The 12,541-nt window shown below is 40.0% G+C and carries 13 protein-coding genes; 3 read left to right on the top strand and 10 right to left on the bottom strand.

Translation table 11 applies throughout. The annotated features are described in order from the left end of the window. Positions 1-4 precede the first annotated feature (4 nt). The gene (gene guaC / locus G6R02_RS08690; protein ID WP_164668828.1) at positions 5-988 is read left to right on the top strand and encodes a GMP reductase; all 984 of its coding nucleotides are present in this window, start codon (positions 5-7) and stop codon (positions 986-988) included. 178 nt (positions 989-1,166) lie between these two features. On the opposite strand, the gene G6R02_RS08685 is transcribed toward guaC, so the two are convergent. From G6R02_RS08685 to G6R02_RS08645, 9 genes are all read right to left on the bottom strand, one after another. Next, positions 1,167-1,727: a hypothetical protein gene (locus G6R02_RS08685; RefSeq protein ID WP_164668827.1), complete on the bottom strand. Its 561-nt coding sequence runs from the start codon at positions 1,725-1,727 to the stop codon at positions 1,167-1,169. Next, entirely contained in the window at positions 1,720-2,679 is a 960-nt protein-coding gene (locus G6R02_RS08680; RefSeq protein WP_281347103.1) for a ParA family protein, read from the bottom strand. The genes G6R02_RS08685 and G6R02_RS08680 overlap by 8 nt, the downstream gene beginning before the upstream one ends. 115 nt (positions 2,680-2,794) lie before the next feature. Then, the gene (gene narI, locus G6R02_RS08675; protein WP_164668826.1) at positions 2,795-3,490 is read right to left on the bottom strand and encodes a respiratory nitrate reductase subunit gamma; all 696 of its coding nucleotides are present in this window, start codon (positions 3,488-3,490) and stop codon (positions 2,795-2,797) included. 69 nt (positions 3,491-3,559) lie between these two features. Next, positions 3,560-4,162 carry a nitrate reductase molybdenum cofactor assembly chaperone gene (gene narJ, locus G6R02_RS08670; protein ID WP_164668825.1) on the bottom strand — a complete coding sequence of 201 codons (603 nt, stop codon included), beginning with the start codon at positions 4,160-4,162 and terminating at the stop codon, positions 3,560-3,562. Then, a complete protein-coding gene (narH, locus tag G6R02_RS08665; RefSeq protein ID WP_164668824.1) occupies positions 4,162-5,661 on the bottom strand; it encodes a nitrate reductase subunit beta in 1,500 nt (499 codons plus the stop codon). Before narH ends, narJ begins: the two co-directional genes overlap by 1 nt. Beyond that, positions 5,651-9,346, bottom strand: a complete 3,696-nt coding sequence (locus G6R02_RS08660; protein WP_164668823.1) for a nitrate reductase subunit alpha — start codon at positions 9,344-9,346, stop codon at positions 5,651-5,653. The genes narH and G6R02_RS08660 overlap by 11 nt, the downstream gene beginning before the upstream one ends. Continuing rightward, positions 9,333-9,611: a hypothetical protein gene (locus tag G6R02_RS08655; RefSeq protein ID WP_164668822.1), complete on the bottom strand. Its 279-nt coding sequence runs from the start codon at positions 9,609-9,611 to the stop codon at positions 9,333-9,335. Before G6R02_RS08655 ends, G6R02_RS08660 begins: the two co-directional genes overlap by 14 nt. A 29-nt stretch (positions 9,612-9,640) precedes the next feature. Further along, on the bottom strand, positions 9,641-9,955 hold the full coding sequence (locus G6R02_RS08650; protein ID WP_164668821.1) for a hypothetical protein: 315 nt from the start codon (positions 9,953-9,955) through the stop codon (positions 9,641-9,643). Between the two features lie 36 nt (positions 9,956-9,991). Then, a complete protein-coding gene (locus G6R02_RS08645; RefSeq protein ID WP_164668820.1) occupies positions 9,992-10,408 on the bottom strand; it encodes a hemerythrin domain-containing protein in 417 nt (138 codons plus the stop codon). 253 nt (positions 10,409-10,661) lie between these two features. On the opposite strand from G6R02_RS08645, the gene G6R02_RS08640 reads away from it, so the two are divergent. After that, positions 10,662-10,931 carry an acylphosphatase gene (locus G6R02_RS08640; RefSeq protein WP_164668819.1) on the top strand — a complete coding sequence of 90 codons (270 nt, stop codon included), beginning with the start codon at positions 10,662-10,664 and terminating at the stop codon, positions 10,929-10,931. A 31-nt stretch (positions 10,932-10,962) separates the two neighbouring features. Here G6R02_RS08640 and G6R02_RS08635 read toward each other — a convergent pair whose 3' ends face one another. Continuing rightward, entirely contained in the window at positions 10,963-11,202 is a 240-nt protein-coding gene (locus G6R02_RS08635) for a DUF362 domain-containing protein (protein ID WP_164668818.1), read from the bottom strand. 148 nt (positions 11,203-11,350) lie between these two features. Here G6R02_RS08635 and G6R02_RS08630 point away from each other — a divergent pair, with 148 nt between their 5' ends. Next, positions 11,351-12,541, top strand: coding sequence for a M14 family metallopeptidase (locus tag G6R02_RS08630; RefSeq protein ID WP_164668817.1), 1,191 nt, complete (start codon positions 11,351-11,353; stop codon positions 12,539-12,541).

Below are 12,541 nucleotides of genomic sequence, written 5' to 3'. Positions count from 1 at the left end.
ATTTATGGAAAATGTATTTGATTATGAAGATATTCAGCTAATTCCCGCAAAATGTATTGTAAACAGTCGATCAGAATGTGACACATCCGTAACGCTTGGTGGCCATAGATTCAAATTACCTGTCGTACCTGCAAATATGCAAACGGTAATTGATGAAAAAATAGCGCTTTTCTTAGCAGAAAATAATTACTTTTACATCATGCATCGGTTTGAGCCGAATACGCGATTAGACTTTATGAAAAATATGAAAGCACGCGGATTAATTGCATCGATCAGTGTAGGTGTCAAAGATGAGGAATACGAATTTGTCAAGCAACTGGCCGATGAACAGCTATCACCGGAATTCATTACTATCGATATTGCACATGGCCATTCCAATGCGGTGATCGCGATGATAAAGCATATTAAAAACCACCTGCCACAAAGCTTTGTTATTGCAGGAAACGTTGGTACCCCAGAAGCTGTAAGAGAACTTGAAAATGCCGGGGCAGATGCAACAAAGGTAGGTATTGGGCCAGGTAAAGTTTGTATTACCAAGCTTAAAACTGGATTTGGAACCGGTGGCTGGCAGCTTGCTGCATTAAGATGGTGTGCAAAAGCCGCAAGTAAACCAATTATTGCTGACGGTGGGATACGGACACATGGTGATATTGCAAAATCAGTCCGATTCGGTGCGGCTATGGTTATGATTGGTTCGTTATTCGCCGGACATGAAGAATCCCCAGGTCAAACCATCGAAAAAGATGGAAAGCTGATAAAAGAATACTTCGGTTCTGCCTCAGAGTTCCAAAAAGGAGAAAAGAAAAACGTGGAAGGCAAGAAAATGTATGTAGAACATAAAGGTCAGCTGCAGGATACACTGACAGAAATGGAACAGGATCTCCAGTCTGCTATTTCCTATGCCGGCGGAAACAAACTGGATGCAATACGAAATGTTGATTATGCGATTGTGAAAAATTCTATTTTTAATGGTGACAAGGTATTTTAGATAAAACCGTAATGTTAATAGTGTGAATTTTGTTTGATTAAATAATATAAGATGCTGGGACAAAAGTGTTTAATCAAAAGAAAACTGAGCTAATTGGAAAATGGTGCATATAACCGCTCCGGAAATCCCAAGCATTGTTCGTCTGTTGTCTAACACTTTTACACTATGTCCCAGCCTCTTACCTATCCTGTCGAATAACTTTCCCTCTGAGCCTGGCACCTGTAGTGTAATCAGCAATACGCTCCAGAACTTCCTGTTTAGAGTATCTTTTGTTTACATAAATACCAAGCGATTTTGCAAATGTGATAAGGTCATTTTTTAACCTTAAATCCTTATGATTAGCAAGCATATTTTTTGCTTCATCAAGTGTGCTGCAGTTATGCAGTTCATTTTCAATTGTTTTCCAGTCTATTAGTTCTTTTTCTGGTTTATCATCTCTAATATATAGAATAATTTTTTCAATAAGCATTTTTTTAATATCTCGTGTTTTGATATTTATTTTATAGTATTTGCAAAAGGCAATTAGCTCTTTCTTTGTATGACTATTCAGGATTTTTTCTATGTTGGATTCCTGCTTTAATTTTTCCTTTAGTTGCTGATGCTTCTGTCTATCATCCTGTTTTGGTTCAAAGCGGATTACTGCTTTTCCTTCCACGAGTGCTTGAAACTGTTTAGCAGATAAACCTTCCAGAAATTCCATTGTGACGTGTAATAATTTTTCCGTATCTTTCTTACCCATGGATCTCACCATATGTATTCAGCAGTTCTGTTGTAATTTGTTTTAACTCATCCCGAACCATCACTTGCGGCAGGCTGTTACCTTTTGTCAGCATTACTGGAATACCTTCAGCGGGGGCTGTTGCAAATTGTGTTTTCCCCTCTCGCAATACATTGGTAAAGCACGAATGACTTTGTCCAACCTGGTGCATATATTCATGTTGAGCTGCAATTGGTCTTCCTTTATAAAAGGATACCATTGTAAAAATTACACCTAACATATTTGGATGAATTCGCCTAGGAACATTTGAATCTATTTCGTCTATGTATGTGTTGAATTTATCCTCCATTGTTTTGACATGACGTATTAGTGTATCAATGCCTAATGTGGAAAGATAGTCCGCTTTTGCAGGGACAACGAAGGCATCACTTGCTGCCAGTGCGTTTTGTGTAACCAGGTTAAAGTTTGGCGGGCAGTCGATTAAAATAATATCGTATGCTTCTTTTAATTCTTCCAGTTTTGTCTGAAGAAATGATAATACGTTTAAATAGTTGTTACGAATCATTCTTTCGGAATTACCTCCAAGTTTACTTGAAATTTCCATGTCAACATGAATCAGTTCAAGATGGGAACATATTAAATCAATTCCACCACCCGTATGCCTTAATCTGTTGTTAACGCGTACCGGATGTACAACCAAATCTTTGAGCTGTGAAGTTTTTTCATAGCCATCCAAAAAGTCGTCATACCAGTGCTTAATTGTTCGTCCCTGCCACTCGAGACTTTGCCATTCTTCGATATTTAAAAAAGAAAGTGTCAAGTTTGTTTGTGGATCCATATCAATCAGGAGTACCCGCTTTCCCCTATTAGCCAATTCAGCTGCAATGTTGGCAGACAATGTTGTTTTTCCTACCCCGCCTTTATAGTTCATAATTGAAATTACCCCAATGATATTCCCCTCCTTTTTGTCCATAGTTATGTATATGCGGAGAGGTAACAAATTTAATCAGTAATTTCATGATTAAGCAAATTAAAAAAGAACCGAAAACATTCGCTGGATGCTTTCAGTTCTTTTTTATAGAATTATATTAAACACTTTTTTTCTTATATTGTGACCTTGAACGATACTGCTGAGGAGCTCTGTTTACATATGTTACAGGCAGACTGTAAAAATGCACCAGTCTTGTAAATGGTATAGAAGCAAATAGTCCAAAAGCTGTTATAGTATGCAGTTTGAAAACAAATGGAATAGCTGTCATCAGCTGATATTTCGGATCTAAGATAAATAAACTTCTGAACCATGGCCCTATTGAAGCCCGGTAGTCAAATTCAGCTGGTGTATAGTTTCCGAAAACAGTCATGTACGTACCAACTCCCGAAACAATAAGTAGTGCAATAACCGAAAAGAAATCTGCAAATGTTGCGTGAACTCTGACTGGATCAAAGACCATTTTCCGAATCAATAAAATGACCAGCCCGACAACAACCATTATACCTGCTAAAGACCCGCCATAAACGGCACCAATATGATACAGGTGATCGGATATACCTAGAGCCCTATAAAATTCCATTGGTATGACAATCCCCATAACATGTCCGATAAATGCAAAGATAATCCCCCAATGAAACAGAGGTGAACCAAACCGCAACCATTTCTTTTCAAAAAACTCAGTTGATGGAGCCGCCCAGGTCAATTGCCGGAATGCAAAACGATATAACAGACCGAAAATCATGATGGCTACTGTTAAATATGGGAAGATAACCCACCAAAATATTTCACTCACACGTTGTCCCTCCTATTGGTTTAACCACCCGCCAGTGGAATACTCCATATTCCACTGACAGTTTTTCTTCTATCCATACATTATTGGATACGGCAACTCCTCCAAATCAGCGTCTTCCCGCTCAAATTCCAGTTTTTTAATTTCTGCTTTGGTTGGTTGCGGGAAGACGTACTCCGTTAATACATACAAAATATTGAAATACGGGTTATCAAGCGGCATACTGGTCTGAATCCTTTTGACTGCAACAGCAAGCCTTCTTACTAACCGATCAGTTTCCTGAGTGTCCGGTGCTGCAGCAAGGAATTCAAACAGCATTGGAATATAATCGGCCAGTTCATCATCCACCCGCTCAAATCCTGCATCATTAATAATATTTTGCAGTCTTATGATTGCTGCCCCGCGTTTACTGCTGTCACCAAGCTCATGGGCAGTCAGGTAGAGACCATGTTTTGCTTTCAAATCAAATGTTGCAACATACAATTTTTTTAATTCTTCCGGTGTTAATCGGTGAAAAGCTTTTAATGCATTTTCCAGTTCTTTGCGCAATTCTGCCGATGATATATTATCATTTATGGAGTCTATAATGTCTAACTGTTCATCGATAAAATTGTCGTCCGGATACGCCAATAAACGGGATGCAATAGCCAGTAATGTTCTTTCCTGCTCTTCCATTAGAACTTACCTCCGAATGTAGCAGCTATTCCTTCAGGTGGTGCCAAATCTTCAAGACTGCATGCGCCTTGTTCATAGTACAGTTTTTCGTCATCCTCCATTTCTCTTCTTCCTGTTGGAATAACAAATCGTTCGTTGTACTTGGCAACACCCAATAAGCGGGCCATATCTTCAATTTCTTCCGGATTCGTATCAGCTTCATTTAAAAGTTCACTTTGTCTGAATTCATCAATACCACCAACAGTTTTTCCACGCATATGAACTCGCATTGCAATTAATTTAAGCAACACTTTACGAATCACTTCAGTATCGCCGGCTGAGAGAATGGAAGCAAGGTATTCCACTGGTATCCGCATTTGGTCAATAGCTGGAATGTACCCGTCAGTGTCCAGTTCATCTTCATTTGTAATATGATTCATGATTGGACTAAGCGGTGGCACATACCAAACCATAGGAAATGTGCGATATTCCGGATGTAAAGGCAACGCAATTTTCCATTTCATAGCCATTTGATATACTGGTGAATTTTGTGCTGCATCAATCCATTCATCATTAATACCTGATTTTCTTGCTTCTTCAATTATTTCCGGATCAAATGGATCAAGAAATACAGATAACTGTGATTCATAAAGGTCTTGCGGATCTTCTACAGATGCTGCTTCTTTTACTCTGTCGGCGTCATACAGCACAACCCCGATATAACGGATTCTGCCAACACATGTTTCAGAGCAGATTGTTGGTAATCCTGCTTCTGTTCGTGGGTAACAGAAATTACATTTTTCTGCTTTATGTGTGTTCCAGTTATAATATACTTTGTGATATGGGCAACCACTCATACAGAAGCGCCAGCCGCGGCAAGCTTCCTGGTCAACCAGAACAATACCATCCTCATCACGCTTATAAAGTGCACCTGATGGACATGATGCAACACAGGACGGGTTCAGGCAATGTTCACAAATTCTTGGCAGATACATCATGAATGTTTTTTCATATTCCATCGAAATATGTTCCTGCAGTTTTTCGACGGTTGGGTCTTTTGAAACGGATTCACTACCGCCGGCAAGGTCATCATCCCAGTTGGATCCCCATTCCGGTTTGTCGATATATTCTCCGGTAATGACTGATTGCGGGCGTGCTACAGGAAGATTATCACTTTTTGGACTGTCAATTAAATTTTGGTAGTCATATGTCCATGGTTCATAGTAATCTTCCATATTCGCCATGTCAGGGTTATAGAAAATGTTCATCAGTTTAGAAACAGGTCCACCTGCTTTTAACTGAAGCTTTCCATTTTTTAGAACCCATCCACCCTTGAATCGATCAGTATCTTCCCAGCGTTTTGGATAACCGGTACCTGGTCGTGTTTCCACGTTATTGAACCACATATATTCTGTTCCGGGCCGGTTCGTCCATGTGTTTTTACATGTTACTGAACAAGTGTGACAGCCGATACATTTATCCAAGTGCATTACCATTGCTACCTGTGCTTTAATTCTCAAGCCAGTCAACCTCCTTCAATGCTCTTATTACTGCGATTGTGTCACGTTGATGACCAGTTGGGCCGTAATAATTGAATCCATAACTTAACTGTGAGTAACCGCCAATCATATGTGTTCCTTTAAGTGTGATACGGGTTACGCTGTTATGGGTTCCACCGCGCCTCTTGCCACCATTCTTGGTGATGGTTGTTGCCGGAACCCCGAGCGTCCGATCCTGTGCGTGATACATGTAAGCCATTCCTCTTGGTATCCGATAGGTCACAACTACTCGTGCGGCAATTGCTCCATTCCGGTTATAAACTTCCACAAAATCATTATCCTTAAGGTCAATTGAAGCAGCATCTTCTTCATTCATCCAGATTGTCTGCCAGCCTCTGAATAAGGTGGACATATTCGTTGTATCGGTAAACATCGTATGGATGCCCCATTTTTGGTGTGGCGTCAAGTATCTTACTGTAATTGACTTGTTTTCGTTTTCCTCAACGCCTTCTTCTTTTTTCAGAAATGGCCCATATCGTAATGGTGGCAGATATAGTGGAAGTCCTTCACCATAATCAAGCATCATTTCATGATCAAGATAGAAACTTTGCCGACCAGTCAATGTTCGCCATGGAATGTTGTATTCCGTATTAACGGTAAATGGCGAATACCGGCGATGATCTTTTTCCAATCCACTCCAAACTGGTGTTGATATGGCATTACGCGGTTGGATGCTTAAATCACGTAATGTATGATCTTCTTCTTCACGTGCTTTGGAAATTTCTTCAAGTTTTTGTCCTGTTTTTACCTCTAATGATTTCCAGCCTTCAACAGCCCGCTTCCCATTTGTGGCTCCAGACATTAAAAGAATAGCGTTTATTGCTTGTTCATCCGTATACAAATCAGGATTTCCTTTTCCTATTCCTTCACGTCTTGATTTACCGAGTCGGCTACCGAGTTCGTCGTAAACTTTTTCACCTGGAATTGTAACCCCTTTACCTCCGTAGCCTTTTTTAATAAGCGGACCTACCGACGTCATTTTCTGGTAAACATTTGGATAATCACGATCCACTACTTTAAAGCTTGGCATAGTCTTACCAGGTATTGCTTCGACCTCACCTTTTCGCCAGTCTTTAATTTTACCCATAGACTGCGCAATTTCACCCGGGGAATCATGTCCCAATGGTGATGTAACCAGATCCTCTGTTGCTGGAAGGTGTTTTTCAGCAAGTTCTGAGAAGACCTTACTAATCTCACGGAATGTGTTCCAGTCACTTTTTGCTTCCCATGGCGGGGAAATTGCTGCATTGAACGGATGAACAAAAGGATGTAAATCCGTACTGCTGATATCATTCTTTTCATACCACGTAGCAGCAGGCAGTACAATGTCAGAAAATAATCCTGAACTTGTCATCCGGAAATCAACACTTACAAGTAGATCGGCTTTTCCGGTAGGTGCTTCATCTTTTAGTTTCACTGTTTCTGGCTGCCATGAATTTTCCGGTTCGGCAAGCACCTGATTGTCACCGCCAACCAAGTGTTTTACAAAGAATTCATGTCCTTTACCACTATCTCCAAGCAGGTTTGACCGCCAGTTGAAAAACACTCTTGGGAAGTTTCTTGGATCATCCGGATTTTCAATCGCCCAGTCAATCTTTTCTTCTTTAATTTGACTTACGACATCATCAATAATCTCTTGCTCTGTTTGTGCCCCTCTGTCACGGCTCTCTTTTACCAGATTAATAGAGTTTTGTGAGAACTGTGGATAGGACGGCAGCCATCCAAGTCTTGCTGACAGCGCATTTAAGTCTGCAGGATGCATAGCATTATACTTGCTGCCCCAGTCTGTTTTTTCCACTTCATCCGGTATTGATTCATAACGGAACTGATCGGTCATGAAATAAAAATAGGATGTTCCATTTTGGAAGCGTGGTGGTTTTTGCCAGTCATTTGCAAAAGCAACCTGCTGCCACCCTTCTTGTGGACGGACTTTCTCCTGACCAACATAATGGGCCCATCCACCACCATTTACACCTTGTGAACCTGTCAGTAACACTAGATTTAAAATGGCCCGATAGATTTGGTCACTGTGGAACCAGTGATTTGTTCCGCCACCCAGAGCAATCATGGATTTTCCTTTTGTACGTTCTGCATTGTCAGCAAATTCTCTTGCTACTTTGATGGCATGGTTTCTGTTTACTCCTGTAATCGACTCCTGCCATGCTGGTGTATATGGCTTCGGATCGTTATAATCTGAAGGGTAGTCGCCAGGAAGTCCACGGTCAACGCCAGTATGAGCCATCATCAGATCGTAGACCGTAGTAATTTTTAATTTTTTGCCTGAACTGTCAGTTATTTCTCTGACAGGCACTCCACGTTTAACGATATCCCCCTGCTTCTCTGCAAAATATGGGAAACTCACCGTAACCGTTTCATCATGTTTATTAATGAAACTTAGTTCAGGATCTATTAAACTGCCATCTTCTTTATCCAGTTGCAAGTTCCATTTGCTGCCTCCATCCCAACGGAATCCCAAACTTCCATTTGGTACTTCCAGTTGATCTGTAGCAGAATTCCACACGATTGTTTTCCATTCACCAAGATCATGCTCATCATTTAAATCGGATGCACGCAGGAAGCGGTTACTTCGGAATTCGCCATTATGTTCATCGACGGTAACCAAATAAGGCAGGTCAGTGAATTTTTTGGCATAGTCATTAAAATATGGAGTTTCTTTATCGACATAAAATTCTTTTAAAATAACGTGTGTCATTGCCATTGCCAAAGCTGCATCTGTACCAGCACGTGCCGGGAGCCAAATATCGGCAAATTTCTCATATTCTGCATAGTCCGGACTGACGCCGACGACTTTTGTACCGTTATATCTTGCCTCCACCATAAAGTGCGCATCAGGTGTACGAGTCTGCGGCAGGTTTGTTCCCCAAATGATAAAGTATTTGGAATTGTACCAGTCAGCACTTTCCGGAACATCCGTCTGTTCTCCCCAAACTTGTGGTGAAGCTGGCGGCAAATCAGCATACCAGTCATAGAAACTTAAAATAGTTCCTCCAATTAATGAGAGAAAACGGGTTCCCGCTGCATAACTTACCATGGACATGGCAGGAATGGGACTGAATCCTGCTACACGGTCAGGTCCATATTTTTTAATCGTATGGATGGTTGAGCTGGCAATGATTTCACACATGTCCTGCCATGTTGCACGAACAAAACCGCCTTTACCCCTGGCTCCAACATATCTAGCACGCTTTTCAGGGTTATCAGCAATGTTTTCCCATGCTTTAACAGGGTCATTACCTTGATCCCGCTCCTGTTTCCATAACTCGTAAAGGTCACTGCGAACATATGGATACTTTACTCGTATCGGGCTGTACGTATACCAGGAGAAACTGGCTCCCCTAGGGCATCCGCGTGGTTCATACTCCGGAAAGTCATCTCCGGTACTCGGATAGTCTGTCTGTTGTGTTTCAGATGTAATAATCCCGTCTTTAACATAAATTTTCCAGCTGCATGATCCGGTACAGTTTACTCCATGTGTGGACCTGACAATCTTGTCATGCTGCCAGCGTCTCCGGTATATATCTTCTGAATCACGAGGACGCGGACTTTCTTCTGTCCAGCCATCATTGATTCGGCTGCCATGACGAATATGTTTCAATGATTCCAATAGCTTATTACTGCTCTTCATTTAAACCACCACTTTTTTCAATTGGATTAAATCGTTCGCCAAGGATTTTAAAACTGCCTGAACCAGCTTCCAATTCTTCAATAAAAACTTTTAAGCTTGGTACATTTGAAGCTACTATTATTAAACGTTCCAATGTGTCATACTGCTCGATGGCATAAATTGATTCAACAATTTTTGGCGGAACTTCACCAAACCTCATTTTCAAGAGTGCAAGTAAATCTTCTCTATCCTGAACATAACTAACATCATCTTCAAACAAAAACATTATATTTTCCCCTTTTCTATTTGAAGTCACTATGGTTTCATCATCTTAAAATAATCAGCTATCATTACTTCTTTACAGGATTCTCCAAATTTTTCAACGAAATCAGTTATCTCACTATCCTTTTTTTCTATTGAACTATGAGAAAAGAATATTGATTCCTGGTGTGAATACCCTTCGCCGAAATAAAAAATCAGCTGATATCCGGTTTCTTCTTCCACCCCGTATAACTGAATATCATAAGGATGAATGTTATGGAGATCTTCCAATCCCTCCGTTACAAAAGTATATAATTCTGGCAAAACCACTCGTAAGGGCTGTTCCTTACCAGATTGTTTTGACTCCATGCCTTTCACCTCCACAGCTGCAATCGTTCTTTTCAATCAGTGATCCGGCAGTACTTCCATTTCTTTTTCATTATGCAGTTCGTCTACGATAATCAACGATTGAAATTGCTGAACAACGGCATCACTAACACCATTGTCCTTCAGTGTTGATTTAATTTTTTTAACAAGTATTCTTAACAAATCATGATCTCTGATTAAGGCAACAATATCATCTTTTAATTCAGGTTTTTCCTCAACTATTTCTTTGTATAACCCTTCTTCTTCAGAGTCCGCATGCCTTAGTGTTCTCGTTTCCCACTGTTCAATTAGAACATAGGATAGTTCCGAGGCTTTTTCTATTTGATTGTCTTTGACAAGCTTATCAAGCAGATTGGTTAGTTCAATCGCTTCATTTAATGCTGCTTCATGGATGGCCGTGTGACTGTCGACATGTTTCAGCGCAGGACCTGACATAAAATGTTCACCTCTTTCAGTATTATTTATTTCTCAAAATAGTTATAATGAGAATAGAAGCAATTCATCTTTAGGTGTAGCATATCATGTAATATTTTCCTGAACAATTAATTCGTGAGAAGATTTCAACATATGTGACATTTATCACATGGAAAAAGTAAAATAATTGTCAAATCTAATTTGCAGATCAAAAAGTTTATTCTGCCAAGGTCTTCCCGGTCTTCGGTAATACTTTAATATAGAGGTGATGTTAATGTTTGTACATGCTGTCGTAATTGGTCGTGTTCAGGGTGTAGGCTTTCGGTATTCAACGATGCAGAAAGCAAATGAATATAACCTTTCGGGATGGGTCAAAAATAAAACGGATGGTACGGTTGAACTCGAGGCTGAGGGTGATGAACAAGCAGTTAATGCATTTATAAATGAGTTAAAAAAAGGCTTTAACCGGTTTATCCGGGTTGACGATTTAAAGCTGGATACCAAAGAAGAACATAAGGGATACACTGATTTTTCCATAAAATAATGCCGCTACTATCAGGAGTAGCGGCAACAGTCTATTGCTCTTCAAAAAACTTGCGATTTAATGCAATATATTCGTTTTCTTCTTCCGGAACCTCATCTTCCATGTATATTGCCTCAACCGGGCAGACGGCTTCACATGCTCCGCAGTCAATGCAAATGTCCGGATCAATATAAAACATATCTTTTCCTTCTTCTATACAATCAACCGGGCAAACTTCGACACATTCGCCGGATTTTTCACCTATACATGGTGACGTAATAACAAATGCCAAGTATATCTCCTCCTATTATGTAAGGGCAAATACCATAAATTCTATAAACAATACTACAGAATATTTCCTTTTCTTTCAAGTTGAAAATACACATAGTCAGGCGTTTATACATATTATTTATTATTCGTATATAGAGGAGAGAATGTACATGGAAATAATTGTAAGATCTACTGATACATTTTGGTATTACAGCCAGTTGTTTGATATTCCACTCGTTTTAATAGAACAGTCGAATCCTCAGATAAATGCAAATCAACTTACAGTAGGACAAATTGTTCAACTGCCAGGATATATCAAAAGTGATTATCAAATTGCTGCAAATGATTCATTATGGAATATTGCAATCCGGTATAATATCCCGGTAGATATGCTATTATTGACAAACCAGAATATTGATTCGGCCAGCCTTCAAATAGGGCAATCAATTGTTATTCCACAACGCGTGGATAATTTGATTTTATCTGATTTTAATAATTATACATTCGAAAAAATGGTACGAGATATGAATAATCTTTTATTGGTTTATCCGTTTATCTTCAGGCAAGTGATTGGCAGCTCAGTAATGGGCAAGGATTTAATCGAACTGCAAATAGGAAATGGCGGTAAACAAGTTCATATTGATGGGTCTTTTCATGCCAATGAATGGATAACAACACCGGTTATTATGCGATTTATAAATGAATATGCCCTTTCGTTTACGAACAAACGACCAATTCGTGGTTTGAATATGCTGCCATTATTTAATGATACACGCTTATCGGTTGTCCCAATGGTAAATCCGGATGGTGTCAATCTGGTATTAAATGGCGCATCTGCTGCAGGCCAGTACCAGGAACAGGTTTTGTCAATTAATAATCAAAACACAGACTTTTCTAGTTGGAAAGCGAATATTTCCGGTGTTGACTTAAATAATCAATATCCGGCACTCTGGGAGATTGAGGCACAACGAAAACCTGATTCGCCGCAACCAAGAGATTATCCTGGTCCCTACCCTTTATCGGAACCAGAGTCAATTGCGATGGCTGAATTGGCACGAGAAAGAAACTTTCTGCGAGTGAATGCATTTCATACACAAGGAGAAGTAATTTATTGGGGCTTTGAAGGCTTGGAGCCGCCCGTTTCACAGGATATCGTAAACGAATACGCACGTGTAAGCGGCTATCGACCAATTAGGTATGTAGATAGTTATGCAGGATACAAAGATTGGTTTATTCAGGATTTCAGACGGCCGGGTTTTACAGTTGAATTAGGAAGTGGTGTTAACCCGCTGCCGTTTAGTCAATTTGATGAAATATACCAGGAAACTCTGGGAATCATGCTGGCCAATCTGTACCTGTAA

Source organism: Virgibacillus doumboii (assembly GCF_902806455.1).
GTDB lineage: Bacteria > Bacillota > Bacilli > Bacillales > Amphibacillaceae > Lentibacillus > Lentibacillus doumboii.
This window is presented reverse-complemented; position numbering and strand designations above follow the sequence as displayed.